The sequence below is a fragment of the Rhodoferax sp. TH121 genome, from assembly GCF_002251855.1.
Taxonomy (GTDB): domain Bacteria; phylum Pseudomonadota; class Gammaproteobacteria; order Burkholderiales; family Burkholderiaceae_C; genus Allorhodoferax.
Map to the genome: position 1 here is coordinate 679,214 of NZ_NOXW01000022.1, position 18,816 is coordinate 698,029.

Below are 18,816 nucleotides of genomic sequence, written 5' to 3' on the forward strand. Positions count from 1 at the left end.
CACGCACGATGTCGCCAGCCTTGTACGACCTGTCTCCTGTGTTGCGCCTGCTCTTGGTTGGCGGGGTGCTGACTGCGGTGCCACTGCTTTGGGTGCTGCTGCGCCACCGGCGTACCAGTCCCATGGGGCGTTATCAGGCCCTCACCGTCGTGACCCTGTTCTTGACCTTTGATCTGGTGCTGTTCGGTGCCTTCACGCGTCTCACCGACAGCGGTTTGGGCTGCCCTGACTGGCCCGGCTGTTACGGCAGTGCCAGCCCCTTGGGGGCCAAAGAGGCGATTGCCACGGCGCAAGCGGCCATGCCCACCGGCCCGGTGACCCACAGCAAAGCCTGGGTGGAGATGGTGCATCGCTACCTGGCTACGGGCGTGGGCGGATTGATTCTGGTGCTGGCGGTGTCTGCCTGGCTGGGTCGCAAAACCTACTTGAAACAATCCGGACTGGGGCCTTGGTTGCCCACCTTCACCCTGGTATGGGTGTGTGTGCAGGGGGCATTTGGCGCACTCACGGTGACCATGAAGCTGTTTCCGGCCATCGTGAGCCTGCACTTGCTGGGTGCCTATCTGCTGCTGGCACTGTTGACGGTGCAGGTGGTACGCAATGGCGGCATGGCAGCAGCGGTGCCGACCTGGGTCAAGCCTTGGGCGGTGGCTGCCTTGGCCATGCTGGTGCTGCAAGCCGCATCGGGCGCCTGGGTCAGCACCAATTACGCCGTACTCGCCTGTACCGAATTCCCCATGTGCCAAGGTAGCTGGTGGCCCGCCATGGACTTTGGCGGTGCGCTGGAACTCTGGCGTCCGCTGGGCGTGGGCCACGACGGTGAGCACATCAGCTTCCAAGTTTTGACTGCGATTCACTTTACCCACCGCCTGCTGGCTGCGCTCACTGTGCTGGTGTTGGCCAGTCTGGCCTGGCGCTTGCGCAGTCTTGCCGCATTGCGCCAACCCTCGCGCTGGCTGGGCGCTTTGCTGCTCTTGCAGGTGGTCACGGGCCTGAGCAATGTGGTGCTGGACTGGCCGCTGCTGGCGGCCGTCTTGCACACCGGGGGCGCTGGGGCTTTGTTGGTGACCTTGGTGTGGATCTTGGCTCTGACAGCCCAGCCCTCCTTGAACGGAAAAAAAGAATGACTGCGAACGCTTCCATGGCTGCGCCCTCGGTGCTGCGCCAATTTCATGCGCTGACCAAACCCCGGGTGATTCAGCTGATCGTCTTCTGCGCCCTCATCGGCATGGTGCTGGCGGTGCCCGGCGTGCCCACGTTTCCTCAGATCGGCTTGGCCGCCATCGCCTGTGTCGGCATCTACCTGGTGGCTGGCGCGGCCGCTGCTTTCAACTGCATTGTCGAAAAAGGCATTGACGCCAAGATGAAACGCACCGCCTGGCGCCCCACCGCGCGTGGCGAGCTCAGCGATGTGCAGACCCTCATCTTCTCGGCCCTGCTGTGCAGCGTGGGGTCAGTCATCCTCTATGTGTGGGTCAACCCGCTCACCATGTGGCTCACCTTTGCCACTTTTGTGGGTTACGCCGTCATCTATACCGTGATCCTCAAACCACTGACACCCCAGAACATCGTCATCGGTGGTGCCTCGGGCGCCATGCCGCCCGTGCTGGGCTGGGCCGCCATGACGGGCGACGTGGGGCCCGAAGCGCTGATTCTGTTCCTCATCATCTTCTTGTGGACACCCCCGCACTTTTGGGCGCTGGCCCTCTACCGGGTGGAGGACTACCGCAAGTCCGGCCTGCCCATGCTGCCGGTCACCCATGGCAGCGAGTTCACACGCCTGCAAATCCTGCTCTACACCTTCATCCTGGCTGCAGCCTGCGTGTTCCCCTTCGTCTATGGCATGAGTTCCTGGCTGTACCTTGTGGTGGCGCTGGTCTTGAGTGCTGGCTTCTGCTGGTATGCCGTGCGCTTGCTGCGCAACTACTCGGACGACCTCGCCCGGGCCACTTTTCGCTTCTCCCTCATCCACCTGAGCGTGTTATTTGCCGCTCTACTGGTGGACCATTACCTTCTGTGAGACCCGCCATGAATAAACGTTCTGCTCTTAAATCCATAGCTGTCTGCGCAATATTCATGGGCGCTATGACTATTTTGACGGCCTGTTCCGAGCAGAAACCCTCGTTTGCCTCGGTGGACGTGACCGGTGCCAACTACGCCAAGGACTTTGAGCTGACCGACCACAACGGTCAGGTGCGTCATCTGACCGACTTCAAGGGCAAGGTGGTGGTGATGTTCTTTGGTTTCACCCAGTGCCCAGATGTGTGCCCGACCTCCATGGCCGAGTTGGCCGAGGTCAAGCAACTGCTGGGCAAAGACGGTGATCGCCTGCAAGGCCTGTTTGTGACTGTGGACCCCGAGCGCGACACCGCCGAGGTGCTGAAGGCCTATATGGGTAACTTCGACCCCACCTTTTTGGCCTTGTACACCACGCCCGAGAAGCTGGCCGCATTGGCCAAGGACTACAAGGTCTATTACAAAAAGGTGGAGGGCAAGACCCCCACCAGCTACACCATGGACCACTCGGCGGGCAGCTATATCTACGACCCGCAGGGCAATCTGCGCCTGTTTACGCGCTACGGCAGTGGGGCCAAGGTGCTGGCGTCCGACATCGCCCAGCTGCTCAAAAGCAGTTCCTGATCAATCGATCTTGATGCCCTGGCTGGCTATGATGCCGCCCAGCAGCGCGGTGTCGGACTGCACGCGCAGGCGCAGGCCCTCCGCCGTGGTGCCCACCACGGTCCAACCCTGCTGAAACATCTTTTGGCGCATCTCGGGGCTGCGCGCAATCTCACTGAAGAGCGTGGCCAGCTTGGCCGCGGCCGCCGGGGGCAGGGTGTTGGGCGCGGCCACCGCGTTCCAGATCTCCAGGTTGAAGTTTTTCACACCGGCTTCAGACAGGCTGGGAATCTCGGGCGCCAGCGGGCTGCGCACGCTGGCTGTGACGCCAATCGCTTTGAGCTTGCCGGCCTTGATTTGGGCATTGGCCAATGCCGGGGGCAGCAGGCTCAGGTGCAGGTCCCCGGCAATCATGGCGGTGGCCACCTGCGGGTAGCCGGGGTAGGGTACATGCACCGGGGCAATCTTGGCCTGTGACTTGAGCAGCTCCATGCCCAGGTGGCCCACGGTACCCATGCCCGGCGTGCCGTAGTTCCAGCGGTCACCGGCTGCGCGCGCGGCCTGCAAAAACTCGGAGGCGTTGTTGCCTGGGGCATTGACTGGCGCCGTCAGCACCAGGGGCGACACACCCAGCAGGCTCAGCGGCTGCAGGTCCTTGAGCGGGTCGTAGCTCAGCTTGGGGTTGAGCAGCTTGGCAATCGTCATGTTGCCGTTGATCATCAGACCGATGGTGTGGTTGTCGGTGGCCTTGGCCACTGCGTCCGCGGCAATATTGCCAGCCGCGCCCACCTTGTTGTCCACAATCACCGGCTGGCCCAGGGCCTTGGACAGCGGCTCGGCAAAGGCGCGGGCTGTCAGGTCGGGCGAGGAGCCGCCGGGAAAGCCCACGATGATGCGCAGCGGTTTGCTGGGCCAGGTTTCGGTTTTTGGTGCTTTTTGGGCCATAGCCCCCGTAGATAGTGCGCAAGCAGCTATCGAAAGTGTAGCAATGGTGAGCGCGCGGCGTTGCATGGTGTGGGTGTCTCCGAAATAAAAATGCCCCTGCGACCGGGGCCAGCAGGGGCATTGTCGCGCAAGCGCCGCAGCGCTTGGCGCGGGATCAGGCGTAAGCCGCCAGCGCGGTCTTCATCTTCTTCATGGCTGCCACTTCGATCTGGCGGATGCGCTCGGCGCTCACGCCGTATTCGGCGGCCAGGTCATGGAGGGTCATGCCGCCACTGTTGTCGTCGTTCACCTTGAGCCAGCGCTCTTCCACGATGCGGCGGCTGCGCTCGTCCAGACTGGCCAGGGCGGTGGCAATGCCGTCGGTGGCCAACACATCGCGCTGGCGCGCTTCGATCATGGCCACGGGTTCGTGGGCGGTGTCGGTCAGGTAGGCGATGGGGCCAAAGGCGTCTTCGCCGTCGTCACCCGGGGTGGGGTCCAGCAACACGTCACCACCCGACAGGCGGGTTTCCATTTCCAGCACGTCTTCGGGCTTCACGTTCAGCTCACGGGCCATCGCGTCCACCTGGGTAGGGTTCAGCGTGTCGCGGTGGGTGTCCAGATCGGCGGCCGCATCTTCGCCCTTGAAGCGCTGCTTCATGGAGCGCAGGTTGAAGAACAGCTTGCGCTGGGCTTTGGTCGTTGCAACCTTGACCATGCGCCAGTTCTTCAAGATGTACTCGTGAATCTCGGCCTTGATCCAGTGCAGCGCATAGCTCACCAGGCGCACGCCCTGGTCCGGGTCGAAGCGTTTGACGGCCTTCATCAGGCCCACATTGCCCTCTTGGATCAGGTCGCCGTGGGGCAAGCCGTAACCCAGGTATTGGCGTGACACGGACACCACCAAACGCAAGTGAGAGAGCACTAACTTACCGGCAGCTTCAAGGTCGTTGTCATTCTTGAACTTGCGCGCAAACTCCTGTTCTTCTTCCAGCGTGAGCATGGGCAGGCGGTTGGCGGCAGAAATATAGGCGTCCAGATTCCCCAGTGGCGGCACCAGCGACCACGGATTGGCCGGGGCCAGGGCAGTTTGGGGCATGGCAAGCAGTGTGGACATTCAGAACCTCCTTGTGTTCAGTCTTTATATTAGCACTCGTAAGAGTTGAGTGCTAAAGGGAAGTTCAATGACCCCAATAGGATTCGGATGAAGTTGTGTAAAGCCTCGGCCCCCACCGTTTTGGGCGCAAAAAAAGGGGCCGAAGCCCCTGGTTCCAATGCAGTACGGGTTTTAGGCCCACTGCACCGTGCCCTTGCCGCTGTACCAGCCGTCCAGCTTGGGCTCCACCGCCGCTTCGATGCGGTTGCGGCGGATCTTCATGGTGGGCGTCAGGAAGCCGTTCTCAATCGACCACGGTTCAGGCGCAATCACCAGCATCTGCAGCTTCTCGTAATCCGGCAGTTCGGCATTCACGTCCTTGAGCAGCTGGGTCAGTTCGGCGGTGATCTGGGCTTTGACAGCCGGGTCCTTGACCGTGGGGCGCACGGTTTCGGCCAGTACGACCATGGCGTAGGCCGAAGGCTGGCCCACGCCGGAGACCATGCTCAGCTCGATCAGCGGGCAGGCGTTGATACGGTTCTCGATGGGGGCGGGTGCCACGTACTTGCCCTTGGAGGTCTTGAACAGCTCCTTCACGCGACCGGTGAGGCGCAGCAGGCCGTCGGCGCGACGCTCGCCTTTGTCACCGGTGCGGAAGAAGCCGTCTTCGGTGAAGACTTCGGCGTCCAGGTCAGGCCGCTTGTAGTAGCCCACAAACTGGCCGGGCGACTTGATCAGCACTTCGCCTTCCTCGCTGATGCGTACTTGCACCCCCTTGAGTGGCACACCCACACAGCCGGGAGCGTTGACCTTCTCGGTGGAGTTGTGCGAGTAGGCAAAGTCCTCTGTCATGGCATAACCCTCAATCAGGTTGAGCCCGAGGCGACGGTACCAGGCAATCAGCTCGGCCGGAATGGGCGCGGAGCCGCTACCGGCCAAGAGGGCGTGGTCTAGGCCCAGACCCTTGAGCACCTTGCGCCCGACGATCTTGCCCAGAATGGGGATGCTCAGCAGGCGGTCCAGCTTCTTGGGGGGCATCTTGGCAAACACGCCTTGCTGGAACTTGAGCCAGAGGCGTGGCACCGAGATAAAGGTCACCGGCTTGGCGCGGTTCAGGTCTTGCACAAAGGTGTCCAGCGACTCGGCGAAGAACAGGTGCGTGTTGCCATCGACCAGCGATGCACTCTCTACCCAAGCGCGCTCAAACACGTGTGCCAGCGGCAGGTAAGACAACATGCGGTTTTTCACGTCGGCCCCAATGCGCGACTTGGTGTCCTGGCTGATGCCCTCGGCCGCAGCAGTGATGCGCTCGAAGCTGTGCATCACGCCCTTGGGCTGGCCGGTGGAGCCGGAGGTGTACATCAGAATGCCAATGTCGGTGCCGGCTCGCGTTACCTTGCCTTGCAGAGGCTGGGTGCGGGCGACCACGGCATCCCAGCTCTCGTAACTGTTTTTGGGGGCCAAGGGGAAGGCGATACGGGGCAGGGACTCGGGGATGCCAGGCAACTGCTGGTCAAAGGTGTCGAGCTTGCCGACAAACAGCAGACTGGCTTCGCTGTGGTCCAGCACATAGCGCACGGTCTCCGCTGTCTCGGTGGGGAAGATGGCGACGGTAGTGCCCCCAGCCAGCCAGATGGCCAGCTCCGCCATGATGAAGTGGGCGCAGTTCTTGGAGAGGATGGCGATGCGGGCGCCGGGCTCCAGGTTCTGTGCTTTCAGGTACGCAGCCATGCGGCGCGACTCGTCCATCACCTGGCGCCAGGTGTAGTCCTTGACCTGGCCGCCACCTACAGGCTGGGTCAGGTAGACCTGGTCGGCCAGTGCAGTTTCGTGCGCCTGGACGTAATCCAGTATCAATTTGGCTTGGGCCATGTTGTCGTCTCCTTTTATAAAATCTTTGCAGCATTGTCTTGTGATTTGGCGGCAGTACAGTGCTTTGTGCGACTATTTCGGCACAAAACAAGGGTTTTGCAGTATTTACCCTAATCTGTCGCCATCTTCGGAGTCGCTGCTGCAGCCACACATTGGTGTTTTGCCCTTGTGTGGAATTTTTTGGCTTTATTTGTCCTCTTGTTGACTGGTGTTCACCTTTTCTCTGGTAGTGCAAGCGCATAAAGTACAGTGATTCAAATTAATCACTGTCTAAAAATGTCCTGTTCAAGCCCATCCCGGTCTGCCCTCATCGTGATCGACGTGCAAGCATCGTTTGCGCAAATGCCCTTTTGGACGCAGGGGATTCATGCCCCGTTTCAGGAGGCCCTGCTGAAGCTGGACGCGGGGTGCCGCGCTGCAGGTGTGCCCGTGGTGCACATCTTCCACGTGGGGCGTGCTGGGCCTTTTTTGCCAGAGTCCGGTTTCGTGAGGCCTTTGGACTGGCTGCCGGGCAATCCGGCTGTGCGTTTTGACAAGCACACCCACAACGCGTTCACTGATACCGGGCTGGACCTGTGGCTGCGCCGCCAAGGCATTACCAAGCTCATCATCAGCGGTATCCGTACTGAACAGTGCTGCGAGACCACGGCCCGTGTGGGCTCCGACCTGGGCTATGACGTGGACTTCGTGTCCGAAGCCACGCTCACCTTCCCCATGACGCATGCGGGCAGCGGCCGCACCTTTAGTGCCGAAGACATCACCACGCGTACCGAACTGGTGTTGGCCGACCGCTTTGCCCGCATCGTCGATGTGGATACCTGCCTGGCCGGGCTGGCCGCTGCATCCATTTAAGGAGCCTCACGTGTTGCAACTGCGCCCCAACTGTGAATGCTGCAATGTGGATTTGCCACCAGCGGCCCTGAATGCCCGCATCTGCTCGTTTGAATGCACTTTTTGCGCGGATTGCGCCGACACCCATTTGGACGGCACATGTCCCAATTGCGGTGGGGAGCTGGTGCGCCGCCCGGTGCGCCCGGCGGGCAAGCTGGCCAATAACCCGCCATCTGCCGAGCGCGTGTTCAAACCGCAGGGCTGCAGCCGCGCCGTATCTCAGGGCGCGGTGTGAGCGGCGGCCTGCCCATGCGGCCCAAAGACCTGGCGCTGGCCTTGCTGGTCATCGTGGTGTGGGGTGTCAACTTTGCGGTCATCAAAGTCGGCGTGGTGGGCATACCGCCGCTGCTGCTGGGCGCCTTGCGTTTCTTGCTGGCAGCGTTCCCGGCGCTGCTGTTCTTCAAGCCGCCCAAGGTGCCTTTGCGCCTTTATTTGGCCTATGGCCTCACCATATCGGTGGGGCAGTTTGCCTTTCTGTTTAGCGCCATCCACGTGGGCATGCCGTCAGGCCTGGCTTCGCTGGTGTTGCAGTCGCAGTCTTTCTTCACGCTCTTGCTGGCAGCCTGGTGGCTGAACGAGCGCTGGCAGGCCAACCAGATGGCTGGTCTGCTGCTGGCTGCTGTGGGTTTGGTGCTGATTGGCAGTGCCAGCGGCGCAGTCCACGGTGTTTCCATGCCCTTGCTGGGTTTTGTGCTCACCATTGCGGCAGCCGTCATGTGGGCCTGCGGCAACATCGTCACACGCGCTGTGGGGCGCTACGCCCCCATGAACCAATTGGCTTTTGTGGTCTGGGCCAGCCTGGTGCCACCGCTGCCGTTTCTGGGCCTGTCGGCCTGGCTGGAGGGGCCGGAGGCGATGCTGCAAGCCCTGCAGCACATCGACCTGGCGGCCATGGGTTCCATTGCCTACCTGGCCTGGGCCGCCACGCTGCTGGGCTACGGGCTGTGGACACACCTGATGTCGCGCTACCCCACCAACAAGGTGGCACCGTTCACGCTGCTGGTGCCCCTCGTGGGCCTGAGCACGGGCTGGCTGGTGTTTGGCGAGGCACTGCGCCCCATTCACTTTGCGGGCGGCGCCTTGCTCATGACGGGCCTGCTGGTGAATGTGTTTGGTGCCCCGCTGTTTGCGCGCCTGAAGGTGGCCACGTCGAGGTGATGGCATGGACGATCCGACACTCTCCATCTACCTGGTGCTCACGCCCAATGTGCTGATGCTGGACTACGCTGGACCGGCCGAAGCGCTGCGCATGGCGCGCGACATGGGGGCGCCGATAGTGCTGCACACCTGCGGGCCGCAGGCGCAGATCCCCACCTCGCTGGGCACCGGCCTGTCGGGGTTGGCTCCTTTGCCTGCGCAGCTGCCGCCGCGCAGTTTGGTGCTGGTGGTGGGCAATAGCAACGAGGCCGAGGACTACGCCACCGAGGCAGCCCGGCAGGTGGTGCACTGGCTGCGCACGGCGCCCCAGGTGGACACGCGCCTGGCCAGCATCTGCTCCGGGGCACTGCTGCTGGCGCAGGCCGGTTGCCTGGACGGGCGACACTGCACTACCCACCACACCCTGATTGCCGATTTGCAGGCGTGCGCACCCCGCGCGCAGGTGGTCGGCGATCGTATTTTTGTGGACGACGGCCTCGTGCTCACCAGTGCGGGCATCACCACCGGCATTGACCTGGCACTGCACATCGTGGAGCAGGCCGCCGGCCCCGAGCTGGCAGCCCGCGTGGCACGCCGTCTGGTGATGTACCAACGCCGCGGCGCACACGATCCGCAAATGTCGCCTTGGCTGGCACATCGCAACCACATGCATCCGGCGGTACACCGCGCCCAAGATGCGGTGGCGCGTTCGCCCGAGCGCAGCTGGACACTGGAAGAATTAGCCGCCGTGGCCTGCGTGAGCCCGCGCCATCTGAGCCGCTTGTTTGCCCTGCATACCGGCATTAGCGTGGTGACCTACCAGCAGCAGCTGCGCATTGCGCGGGCACAAGAGATGCTGGCGCACAACCCCACGCTCTCACAGGAGCGCTTGGCCCAAGCCTGTGGCTTTGGTTCTGCGCGTGATTTCAGGCGCGTGTGGCAGCGCTGCGCGGGTGTGGCACCCGCTACGAGCCGAGGTTCTGCGCAATGATCCTGGGAATGTCGCCGCGCACGTAGCCACGTTTGATGACCTGGTTGAACTCTGCCAGCCAGGGTTTCATCTGCATACTCTTGGGAAACGCCAAAAAGTTCGGGTCGCTGCGCAGGGGCACGGGCAGCACCACCAAGGAATTTTTGAAGGGCAAAAACTCTTTGTGGATGCGCAATGTTTCTTCAAACCCCGCCTTGCCCACATTGAACAGCGCGCAGTCAATGCGCCCGGCCATCAGCTTGTGCAGGCGGTTGCTGGCCCCGTTGTCGCCGTCCACTACAAACACACCCGTATCACGGGCCCGCTCAAAGGCTTCGCCATAACTGGCGTCTCGCACTATGCCCACGCGTTTGCCACGCAGGTCGCTCAAGGTCCTGAACGGAAATTCGTTTCCCTTGCGCACGACCACCACCACTTCATCAAAAAACAGTGGGTCGGAATAATCGAAGAGTTCGTCCCTGCGGCGGGTCCACGACAAACCCACAATGCCGCCGTCGCCCGACGAGGCTTGCAGGTACGCGCGGGCCCAGGGGTAGAGAGCCAGTTGCAGGCTGTCGTTGTGCAGGTGTTGGTCGGCATACTGCAAGATGTCGATCAGGATGCCGCGATTCTTGCCCTCTTGCACATACATCTTGGGAGGCGATCCGTCGCCACTGAACACGGCAATGTCCGCAGCTCCAGCGCCGGCGCCCATGAGCCATCCCAACACACATGCTACGAACAACTTCACCATGCACCCTTTAGTTTGATGAGCAAATAAAGCATAACCTGCAAAACCGCGTGCCCAGCGCAGGCTTGGTCGGCAGGCGCCTGTTTTTGCACGGTCCGTGTTTCAATAGCCTCTTGCATAGCCCCATGTTTTTTCCATGAATCCCGACGCCCTCAAACTCTGGCGCGCCCCGCAATGGGCCTTTTCCATCCTGCTGGCCCTCTTGGGCATGTTGGGGCCGTTCTCCATCGACACCTACATCCCCGCCTTCGCGGGCATCAGCCAGTCGCTGGGCGCCACGCCGGTGCAGATGCAGCAAACGCTGTCGGCTTACCTGTTTGGCTTTGCCTTCATGGCGCTGTTCCATGGCTCGTTCTCCGACAGCTTTGGCCGCCGCCCCGTGGTGCTATGGGGGCTGGCTGCGTTCACCATTGCGTCCATTGGCTGCGCGCTGGCACAAAGCATCGGCCAGCTCATTTTCTTCCGCGCCATGCAGGGCCTGTCCACGGGCGCCGGCATCGTCGTGTCGCGCGCGGTCATTCGCGATGTGTATCCACCCTCGCAGGCCCAAAAGGTCATGAGCCAGGTCACCATCTTCTTTGGCGTGGCACCCGCCATTGCGCCCATGGTGGGCGGCTGGCTGTTGGTGCACGCCAGCTGGCACGGCATTTTCTGGTTCCTCACCGGTGTGGGTGTGTTCCTGTGGGTGGCCAATTACTTCTTGTTGCCCGAGACCCTGCGCCCTGCTGATCGCCAGCACTTCCATGCCAAGAACCTCATGGCGGGTTACTGGAAGCTGGGCTCGGACCCGCGCTTTGTGCTGCTGGCGCTGGCCAGCGGCATCCCGTTCAATGGCATGTTTTTGTATGTGCTGAGCGCGCCCGTGTTCTTGGGGGAGCACCTGGGCCTGCAGCCGCAGCAGTTCTTCTGGTTCTTTGTGCTCACCATCAGCGGCATCATGGGTGGCGCCTTTGTCAGCGGTCGCGTGGCCGGCAAGATCAGCCCCAAGCGCCAGATTCGCAACGGCTTCCTTATCATGCTGATCATTGGCTTGCTCAATCTGGCCGCCAACCTTGTCTTCAAGGCCCACGTGAGCTGGGCCCTGTTTCCCATCGCCATCTTCGCTTTTGGCTGGGCCATGATGGTGCCCGTGGTGACTCTGCTGGTGCTGGACCTGCACCCCGACCGCCGTGGCATGGCGTCGAGCCTGCAGATGTTTGTGGGGTCGACTGCCAACGGCATCGTGGCTGGCGTTATCTCGCCCCTGGTCATGCATTCCACCGTGGGGCTGGCCACCGCCTCGGTGCTGATGATGTGCCTGGGCCTGTGTTCCTGGGTATTTATCCGCCGGCAGTGGCCCGAAATCGGACAGAAGGTGGACGGCCTGTGAACGGCGCAGCGAAGCGATGGGCGGAGCGTGCGGGGGGGGCGATTGGCACGGCGCTTTTGGTAGGTGTGCTGGTCCTCATGGCCGGCTGCTCCTCGGTACCACAGTCATCAGCACCGCCGGTGGCTGCCCCCCAGCCCGCTGGCCGCCTGACGCTGGAGCAAGCCAACGACGTCACCGTCATGGCGATTGGTTTGGTAGGCACCCCCTACCGTTATGGCGGCAACACGCCCGCCAGCGGCTTCGATTGCAGCGGCCTCATCGGCTACGTCTACAAACAACGCGCCGCTGTCGTGGCGCCGCGCTCCACGGCGGGCTTGATCGATTGGGGCACCAGCATTCCCGCGCCAAGTCTGCGCACTGGCGATTTGGTCGTCTTTGCGCAAAACGGCCGCGCCACGCATGCCGGCATTTATGTGGGGGAGGGGCGATTTGTGCACGCGCCATCCACGGGCGGGACGGTGCGGCTGGATAGCTTGCAGTCGGCGTATTGGGCGAAGCAGCAGGTGAGTTATCGGAGGCCGTGAGACAGCCATTCACGCCTTAAGCTTGAGCGAATCCCCAATCACAAAAAACTGCCCGCCCGCCACATAGTGCAAGGTCCGCAAATCATCCGGCGCCTTGTCAAACTCCCAGTGTCCGTTGACGAACACACGCGCATCGGCCCAGGCCTGGGTGACTTCGCCAATGAACAAATCGTAGGTCTGTTGGTTGTGCGGTTCGGGCACCAGCTTGCAGAGCAGCCAGCCCACGCAGTCTTGCACCAGGGGCACGTCACAGCCCTCGGGCTGAAATAGCTGGATGCCGTGGCGTTGTAGCTTGTCGGGTGCGCTCGCAGCGCTGTCGCTGCCCACGCCCAGCGTGGCCTGGGCCAGGCCGCGCGCGGGCACGTTGAGTGCAAACCAGCCACTGCCTTCCATCAGCGCGCGGGTGTGCGTGGCCTTGTCGATGACTACTGTTACCTTGGGCGGGCTGAAGTCCAGCGGCATGGACCAGGCTGCGGCCATGACGTTGTGCTCGCCCGCGTGGCTTGACGACACCAACACGGTGGGGCCGTGGTTGAGCAGGCGGTAGGCTTTGTCCAGCGGGACGGGGGTGCAGAAAGCGGGCAGGGTGGTCATGCGGGCCACTCTAGCAAAGCCGCCAAAAGCCCATGCCGCTGCAGCCCCCGCCGGGGCTGGCACGCCTGTTCTTGATTTTGATAGCAGGGGCGTTTTTCATATACTGTTCAAAAATACAGTATTCAGCTCAAACCCTTGCCATGCCTAGCCTAGCGCACGTTCACTCCGGTTCGCCAGACCCGCAAGACATCCACGCCGATGTCTGGCACGCGCACGCGCTGGCCGGTAGCCCGCAGGTCGTGCAGCCTACGGGTGATGCGCTGCTGGACGCGCAGTTGCCTGGTGGCGGCTGGCCCGTGGGCGCGTTGGTGGAGTTGCTGCAGCCCACCGGTGTGCACAGCGAATGGCGGTTGCTGCTGCCCGCGCTGGCGCGCTGTGGCCAGGGGCCGGTGGTGCTGGTGGGCGCGCCCTACCTGCCGTTTGTGCCAGCCCTGGCGGCGCTGGGTCTGCATGCCAGCCGCTTGCTGGCAGTGGGGGCGACGGGCACGGCCCAAGACGGCCGGCTCTGGGCCACCGAGCAACTGTTGCGCTGTGCCGAGGTGGACGCGGTGCTGGCTTGGCTGCCGCAGGCGCGCAGCGACCAACTGCGCCGCCTGCAAATGGCCGCGGCGGAGCACCACAAGCTGCTGTTTGTGATGCGCCCGGCTGCGCTGCAGACCGATGCCTCGCCCGCGGCCCTGCGTTTGGTGCTGCAGCCCCAGCCGCCCGCGCAGAGCCCGCGGCTGGACGCGCTGGCGGTGCAGATCGTCAAGCGCCGTGGCCCGCCATTGGCCCAGCCGCTGCAACTGCAGGCGCGTGCGGCCCGTCTGGCGGTGCTGTTGGCGGCGGAGGGTGCCCATGCACTGGATCGCACTGCGGCCCACGCCTGATGCGTTGCCACCCACCGAACCCACCTTGGCCGATGTGCACACCGCATTGGCCTGGTGGGCGCTGCGCTTCACGCCGCTGGTGGCGCGGGTGGAGGACGCGCTGGTGCTGGAGGTGTCGGGCAGCGAGCGCCTGTTTGGCGGGCGCAGCGCCTTGTTGCAGCAGATTTTGGAGCCAAATCAGCCTCTAGCCCCCGTAGAAACTGCGCAAGGTGCTACGTCTTTGATAGCGATTGGGCGCTTGTGGAGCGGGCGTGATGTGGCGCCTGAGGCGCTGTCGGTGCACGTGCTGGCCGCAGCCCGACCGCACCTGCCTACGTTGGCGCGCCTGGGTGTACGCAGCTGGGGCCAGTTGCGGGCGCTGCCGCGTGGCGGGCTGGTGCGCCGCTTTGGCGCCGAGCTGGTGGACGCGCTGGACCGCGCCTGGGGCCAGCGCCCCGAGGTCTACCCCTGGCTCACGCTGCCTGATGTGTTTGACGCGCCGCTGGAGCTGGCCGCCAGCGTGGAGTCCGCCCCGGCGCTGCTGTTTGGCGCGCGCCGCTTGCTGGCGCAGCTGCTGGTGTGGTTGCGCGCGCGCCAGCGCGGCGTGCTGGCGCTGGAGCTGCTGTGGGACCTGGACGCGCGCCGTTCCAACACGCGGCATGTGGACGCGCACCATACGGGCGGCCAGCAGGGCCGGCTGGAGCTGCGCACGGCCCAGGCTACGCAAGACATGGCGCACCTGCAGCGCATCCTGGGGGAGCAGCTGGCGCGTGTGACCTTGCCCGCGCCCGTGCTCTATCTGCGCCTGCGCAGCCTGCAGACCCAGCCGCTGGCCGGCGAGAGCCACAGCCTGCTACCCGACGACGTGCGCAAGGGCGACAGCCTGCACCAGACGCTGGAGCGCCTGGCCGCGCGGCTGGGGGCGGCGCAGGTCCAGTGCGTCAGCCCGCTGGCCGACCACCGGCCCGAGTGCATGCAGCAGTGGGCACCATGGCAGGTCCATACACTCCCAAAAAACGCTATGAAATCAGGAGCTGTTAGCGCAGTATCTATGAGGGCTAGAGACCTAAAAGACCACGAATTGCACCCCCAGGCCAGTGTCTGGCCCACCTGGTTGTTGCCCACCCCGCTGCGCCTGCCAGTGCGTGACTGCTGCCCGCAGTACCAGGGGCCGCTGACCCTGCTGGTGGGGCCGCAGCGGCTGGAGGCGGGATGGCTGGACGACGCGCCGGTGCTGCGCGACTACTTCATTGCCCGCAGCCCGCAGGCCGGGCTGGTGTGGGTGTACCGCGAGCGGCAGGTCGGCGAGGCTGGGCTATCGCCGCAGGATGCGCCTTGGTACCTGCACGGCCTGTATGCCTGAGCGGGCCTAGAACAGTCGGAACTTCACCTGCACCACCAGCGCACCGTCGATCTGAGCCACGCTGGGGATGAGGCTGAGGTTGACGCCAAAGCGCTTGCCTTCGTAGCTGGCCATGGGCAAGGCCGCGACAAAGTAGCCGCCGTTATCCACGGCGGGGTAGCCATTCATCACGCCCATGGCCAGGCCCAGCTTCCAGTCGCCCAGCGCAATGGGCTGCCAGTTCACGGCGACGTAGTTGGTGTTGCGGTACACGCTGTTGTAGAAGCTGCCCGCCATGACTGATGTGTCGGGTTTGAGCCGGTACTCCAGGCCCAGACCGCTGTTGTTTTCGTTGTAGCCCTGGCTCTGGTTGGGGTGGTAGGTCAGGGCGCCCAGGTTGAGCCAGAGCGCCTGGTCGGTGGGCGTCTCGGACGCCTCCTCAGCCCATGCACCACCGGCGAAGGCCAACACCAGCGAGCACAGGCCGCGCGCAGCGGACAGACCGTGGCGCCGCATCAACGCGCCTGCCCGCCGCGGTACAGGTGCCAGCCATCAAAGTCGCCTTTGCTCAGGGGAACGCCGTGGTGTCGCAAGATCGCATAAACCATACTGGTGTGGAAGAAGAAGTTGGGCAGCGCGTATTGCTGCAAAAAGACAGGGCCGTCTAGCGTAACCGCGGTTTCACCGGCTGTGTCGGTGATTTTGCGTTGGGCCGCATCGGCAAAGTCGGCGGGGGTGAGGGTGTCCAGAAAATCCAGCCCTTGGGCAATGCGGGTGTGCAGGGCCGCTAGGCTGTGGTGGTGTTCGCCAAATGGCGTGATCCCACGCCCGGCCAGCGGTGCGCAGGCACGGAACACAAAGTTCACCACCACCTCCACCTGCACCGCCAGCGGCAGCATGTCGGGCGCCAGGCGGGCCTGCAGCAGCGTAGCCTCTGGAAGGCAGGGTTGGGCCCGGCGCAGCAGGCCTTGCAGTTGCTGCAGGTAGCGGCGGAACACGGGAACGCTGGCGTCAAACAAGGAGGTGTGCATGGTCTGCAATATAGCCGCGCCGTGCAGCGCGTCTTACGAAACTCTTACACTCGGATCCCATGAATTTGCCCACCCACCAACTCAGCATGACCGTGCTCATGTCACCCGACATGGCCAACTTCTCCGGCAACGTGCACGGCGGCGCTATTCTGAAGCTGCTCGACCAGGTGGCCTACGCCTGCGCCAGCCGCTATGCCTCGCGCTACGTGGTCACGCTCAGTGTGGACCGGGTGCTGTTTCTGCAGGCCATCCATGTGGGGGAGCTGGTGACCTTTCTGGCCAGCGTCAACTACACGGGCAAGTCTTCCATGGAAGTGGGGATCAAGGTGATTGCCGAAAACATCCGCACCCAGGAAGTACGCCACGTGAACAGCTGCTTCTTCACCATGGTGGCAGTGGACGACGAGCGCAAGGCCGCTCCGGTGCCACCCCTGCAGCCGCAAACCCCTGACGAGGTGCGCCGCTTTGCCGAAGCGCAAATGCGCAAAGCCCTGCGCCAAGAGCTGGAGGCCAAGTTCCACGGCATCAAACACCCCAAGGCGCCAGACGCGGCCTGACCTGGCCGAGGCGGAGGCCGCCCCTTAGCCGCCGGGCAAGCGCAGGGGTTGGTCTTCAAACTCGGTGTTGAGCACCACGGTGCTGGTGGTGCGCGCCACACCGGGAATGGCCTTGATTTGCAGCAGCACCGCCTCCAGGTCGCGTGCGTGCGCGGTGCGCACTTTGGCCAGCAGGTCGTACTCACCGGCCACGCTGTGCAGCTCCTGCACCGCCTCTACCTTGCGCAAGTGGGCGGCAATGTCGCGGCAGTGGGTGCCGCCGTCGTTGCGGATGGCGACAAAGGCGGTGAAATTCAGGTCCACGGTGAGCGGGTCCACGCTGATGGAGAAGCGGCGGATCACGCCGCGTTCCAGCATCTTCTTCACCCGCTCATGCACGGCGGCGGTGGAGAGGCCCACTTCAGCACCTACTTCGGCGTAAGAACGACGGCCGTCTTCGCCTAGCGCCGTAAGAATTTTGGCGTCTGTTGAATCTATCTGAATATTTGCTTGCATTGGGCGTTATTTTGGGTAATATCACGCCATGCGGCGCTGGTTGCCGTAAATTTTACGGACTATTCATGATTTCAGCACTCAATATTCAGCAAGGCTGGCGTCTTTCGCCCTTCTGGCGCCTCATGGTGGCCTTGTGGTTGGTCTACATCGTCTGGGGTACGACTTACTTTGCTATCGGCATTGCGGTCCACAGTTTCCCCCCGTTGTGGATGAATGCCACACGTTTCACGCTGGCCGGAGTGATCATGCTGGCCTGGGCGCTGTGGCGTGGGGAGAAGCTGCCGACCTGGCGCCAGTGGCGCAATGCGGCTGTGGTGGGTGGGCTCATGGTATTTGGTGCCATGAACCTGGTGGTGTTTGCCCAGCAACACGGCATTGGCTCGGGCCTGATGGCCACGGTGGTGACCACCATGCCCATGTGGCTGGCGCTGTGGACGCGGCTGGGCGGTGAACGCGTGCCGCTGACCAGCTGGATTGGCCTGGTGCTGGGGGTGGGCGGCGCCCTGCTGCTGGCCATGGAGGGCGACTTTTCCGCCAGCTGGCTGGGGGCGTTGGCCGCCTTTGGCGCACCGTTGTGCTGGAGCGTGGGATCGTATGCCTCGCGCAAGCTGGACCTGCCAGGCCCAGCCATGGCCTCTGCCACCGAGTGGCTGGCTGGCGGGCTGATGGGGGTTGTTGCCGCATCGTTGATCGAACCACAAAATGCCTTGAGCAACGTAACGCCTGAGGCCTGGCTGGCCTGGTGGTACCTGCTGGTGTTTGGCACGCTGATCGCGCTCAACGCCTACCTGTGGCTGCTGCAAAACACCACGGCTGCCGTGGCAGGCAGCTATTCCTTTGTGAACCCTGCCGTGGCGCTGCTGGTGGGCGTGCTGATTGGCAAGGAGGTGCTCACCGGTTGGGTGTTTGTGGCCTTGCCGCTGATTGGCGGCGCACTGGCCATGATCATGTACGGCCCGGCGATCGTGGCCTGGTTGCAAGGGCTGCGCCGCCGCACCGGCCAGGCCTAAGCGCTGAGGGGCCGGTTCAGACCGAGGTCATTCCGCCGTCTACCGTGTGGGCCAGACCAGTCACAAAGCTGGCCGCATCCGAGCTGAGCCACAGCACCGCAGCGGCCACCTCGTCAGCCTCGCCAATGCGGCCGATGGGGTGAAGTCCTGCCACCGCCGGGCCCACCTTGGGGTCTGCCGCCACCGCGCGCTCGAACATCACGGTGCGGATCACGCCGGGGCATACGGCATTGACGCGGATGCCTTTGCGCCCGTATTCGGCTGCTGCCGATTTGGTCAGGCCCACCACCGCGTGTTTGCTGGCCGCATAGGCCGACATCTTGGGCGCACCGATGAGGCCAGCCACCGACGCGGTGTTGACGATGCTTCCACCGCCCTGGGCCAGCATCTGCTGGATCTGGTACTTCATGCACAGCCACACGCCCTTGACGTTGACGCCCAGGATGCGGTCAAAGGTGGCCTCTTCGCAGTCGGCCAAGCGCATGTGCTCCTCTTCGATACCGGCGTTGTTAAAGGCGCAGTCCAGCCGGCCAAAATGCGCCACCACCTGGCCCACCATGGCCTGCACCTGCGCAGCGTTCACCACATCGGCGGCTACAAACAAGGCTTCAGCGCCCTGTGCACGCACTTGCGTGGCGGTTTCTTCTCCCGCACGCACATCGCGATCGGTCACTGCCACCTTGGCCCCCGCGCGGGCAAATGCCAGCGCGCTAGCCCGCCCGATACCGCCACCCCCGCCGGTGACCAGCACTACCTTGTTGTCAAAACGCATGTTCATTCGCCTCT

22 protein-coding genes are annotated in these 18,816 nt (G+C 63.5%); 13 read left to right on the top strand and 9 right to left on the bottom strand.

The window, feature by feature from the left end; all coding sequences use genetic code 11:
• Nucleotides 1-8 precede the first annotated feature (8 nt).
• The 3 genes from CHU94_RS17540 to CHU94_RS17550 are packed head-to-tail and all read left to right on the top strand — an operon-like array spanning nt 9 to nt 2,640.
• Nucleotides 9-1,127, top strand: a complete 1,119-nt coding sequence (locus tag CHU94_RS17540) for a heme A synthase (protein ID WP_094482239.1) — start codon at nt 9-11, stop codon at nt 1,125-1,127.
• Nucleotides 1,124-2,020, top strand: a complete 897-nt coding sequence (gene cyoE, locus CHU94_RS17545; RefSeq protein WP_094482241.1) for a heme o synthase — start codon at nt 1,124-1,126, stop codon at nt 2,018-2,020. The genes CHU94_RS17540 and cyoE overlap by 4 nt, the downstream gene beginning before the upstream one ends.
• An 8-nt stretch (nt 2,021-2,028) precedes the next feature.
• Entirely contained in the window at nt 2,029-2,640 is a 612-nt protein-coding gene (locus CHU94_RS17550) for an SCO family protein (protein WP_094482243.1), read from the top strand.
• On the opposite strand, the gene CHU94_RS17555 is transcribed toward CHU94_RS17550, so the two are convergent.
• From CHU94_RS17555 to CHU94_RS17565, 3 genes are all read right to left on the bottom strand, one after another.
• A complete protein-coding gene (locus CHU94_RS17555; RefSeq protein ID WP_094482245.1) occupies nt 2,641-3,630 on the bottom strand; it encodes a tripartite tricarboxylate transporter substrate binding protein in 990 nt (329 codons plus the stop codon).
• 88 nt (nt 3,631-3,718) lie between these two features.
• Nucleotides 3,719-4,660 (bottom strand): RNA polymerase sigma factor RpoH, encoded by a 942-nt coding sequence (rpoH, locus tag CHU94_RS17560; RefSeq protein WP_094482247.1) that lies wholly within the window; start codon nt 4,658-4,660, stop codon nt 3,719-3,721.
• Between the two features lie 171 nt (nt 4,661-4,831).
• Nucleotides 4,832-6,511 carry an AMP-binding protein gene (locus CHU94_RS17565; protein ID WP_094482249.1) on the bottom strand — a complete coding sequence of 560 codons (1,680 nt, stop codon included), beginning with the start codon at nt 6,509-6,511 and terminating at the stop codon, nt 4,832-4,834.
• Nucleotides 6,512-6,787: 276 nt separating this feature from the next.
• Between CHU94_RS17565 and CHU94_RS17570 the strand changes: the two genes are divergently transcribed.
• Genes CHU94_RS17570 through CHU94_RS17585 form a run of 4 tightly spaced genes read left to right on the top strand, consistent with a single transcriptional unit; the run spans nt 6,788 to nt 9,530 of the window.
• Nucleotides 6,788-7,363, top strand: a complete 576-nt coding sequence (locus CHU94_RS17570) for an isochorismatase family protein (protein WP_094482251.1) — start codon at nt 6,788-6,790, stop codon at nt 7,361-7,363.
• Between the two features lie 10 nt (nt 7,364-7,373).
• A complete protein-coding gene (locus CHU94_RS17575) occupies nt 7,374-7,637 on the top strand; it encodes a DUF1272 domain-containing protein (RefSeq protein WP_094482253.1) in 264 nt (87 codons plus the stop codon).
• Nucleotides 7,638-7,651: 14 nt separating this feature from the next.
• On the top strand, nt 7,652-8,560 hold the full coding sequence (locus tag CHU94_RS17580) for an EamA family transporter (RefSeq protein ID WP_094482859.1): 909 nt from the start codon (nt 7,652-7,654) through the stop codon (nt 8,558-8,560).
• Between the two features lie 4 nt (nt 8,561-8,564).
• Entirely contained in the window at nt 8,565-9,530 is a 966-nt protein-coding gene (locus CHU94_RS17585) for a GlxA family transcriptional regulator (protein WP_094482255.1), read from the top strand.
• Here the strand turns inward: CHU94_RS17585 and CHU94_RS17590 are convergent.
• The gene (locus tag CHU94_RS17590; RefSeq protein WP_176452072.1) at nt 9,505-10,260 is read right to left on the bottom strand and encodes an ABC transporter substrate-binding protein; all 756 of its coding nucleotides are present in this window, start codon (nt 10,258-10,260) and stop codon (nt 9,505-9,507) included. The genes CHU94_RS17585 and CHU94_RS17590 overlap by 26 nt on opposite strands.
• A gap of 136 nt (nt 10,261-10,396) precedes the next feature.
• On the opposite strand from CHU94_RS17590, the gene CHU94_RS17595 reads away from it, so the two are divergent.
• Both CHU94_RS17595 and CHU94_RS17600 read left to right on the top strand, forming a co-directional pair.
• The gene (locus CHU94_RS17595) at nt 10,397-11,629 is read left to right on the top strand and encodes a multidrug effflux MFS transporter (RefSeq protein ID WP_094482259.1); all 1,233 of its coding nucleotides are present in this window, start codon (nt 10,397-10,399) and stop codon (nt 11,627-11,629) included.
• Nucleotides 11,630-11,706: 77 nt separating this feature from the next.
• The gene (locus tag CHU94_RS17600; protein ID WP_094482261.1) at nt 11,707-12,153 is read left to right on the top strand and encodes a C40 family peptidase; all 447 of its coding nucleotides are present in this window, start codon (nt 11,707-11,709) and stop codon (nt 12,151-12,153) included.
• 9 nt (nt 12,154-12,162) lie between these two features.
• On the opposite strand, the gene CHU94_RS17605 is transcribed toward CHU94_RS17600, so the two are convergent.
• Nucleotides 12,163-12,747, bottom strand: a complete 585-nt coding sequence (locus CHU94_RS17605) for a flavin reductase family protein (protein WP_094482263.1) — start codon at nt 12,745-12,747, stop codon at nt 12,163-12,165.
• 140 nt (nt 12,748-12,887) lie between these two features.
• Here CHU94_RS17605 and imuA point away from each other — a divergent pair, with 140 nt between their 5' ends.
• Both imuA and CHU94_RS17615 read left to right on the top strand, forming a co-directional pair.
• Complete coding sequence (imuA, locus tag CHU94_RS17610) at nt 12,888-13,616, top strand: translesion DNA synthesis-associated protein ImuA (RefSeq protein ID WP_094482265.1); 729 nt, start codon at nt 12,888-12,890, stop codon at nt 13,614-13,616.
• Nucleotides 13,585-14,958, top strand: coding sequence for a DNA polymerase Y family protein (locus CHU94_RS17615; protein ID WP_094482267.1), 1,374 nt, complete (start codon nt 13,585-13,587; stop codon nt 14,956-14,958). The genes imuA and CHU94_RS17615 overlap by 32 nt, the downstream gene beginning before the upstream one ends.
• A 6-nt stretch (nt 14,959-14,964) precedes the next feature.
• On the opposite strand, the gene CHU94_RS17620 is transcribed toward CHU94_RS17615, so the two are convergent.
• Both CHU94_RS17620 and CHU94_RS17625 read right to left on the bottom strand, forming a co-directional pair.
• Nucleotides 14,965-15,453, bottom strand: a complete 489-nt coding sequence (locus tag CHU94_RS17620) for a hypothetical protein (protein WP_094482269.1) — start codon at nt 15,451-15,453, stop codon at nt 14,965-14,967.
• Entirely contained in the window at nt 15,453-15,968 is a 516-nt protein-coding gene (locus CHU94_RS17625) for a DUF1993 domain-containing protein (RefSeq protein WP_094482271.1), read from the bottom strand. The genes CHU94_RS17620 and CHU94_RS17625 overlap by 1 nt, the downstream gene beginning before the upstream one ends.
• 59 nt (nt 15,969-16,027) lie before the next feature.
• Between CHU94_RS17625 and CHU94_RS17630 the strand changes: the two genes are divergently transcribed.
• Nucleotides 16,028-16,525 (top strand): acyl-CoA thioesterase, encoded by a 498-nt coding sequence (locus tag CHU94_RS17630; protein ID WP_094482273.1) that lies wholly within the window; start codon nt 16,028-16,030, stop codon nt 16,523-16,525.
• A gap of 24 nt (nt 16,526-16,549) precedes the next feature.
• Here CHU94_RS17630 and CHU94_RS17635 read toward each other — a convergent pair whose 3' ends face one another.
• Nucleotides 16,550-17,020 (bottom strand): Lrp/AsnC family transcriptional regulator, encoded by a 471-nt coding sequence (locus tag CHU94_RS17635; protein WP_094482275.1) that lies wholly within the window; start codon nt 17,018-17,020, stop codon nt 16,550-16,552.
• Nucleotides 17,021-17,085: 65 nt separating this feature from the next.
• Between CHU94_RS17635 and CHU94_RS17640 the strand changes: the two genes are divergently transcribed.
• Entirely contained in the window at nt 17,086-18,030 is a 945-nt protein-coding gene (locus tag CHU94_RS17640; RefSeq protein WP_094482277.1) for an EamA family transporter, read from the top strand.
• Between the two features lie 16 nt (nt 18,031-18,046).
• Here the strand turns inward: CHU94_RS17640 and CHU94_RS17645 are convergent, their stop codons facing one another.
• Nucleotides 18,047-18,802: an SDR family oxidoreductase gene (locus tag CHU94_RS17645; protein ID WP_369597403.1), complete on the bottom strand. Its 756-nt coding sequence runs from the start codon at nt 18,800-18,802 to the stop codon at nt 18,047-18,049.
• Nucleotides 18,803-18,816 lie beyond the last annotated feature (14 nt).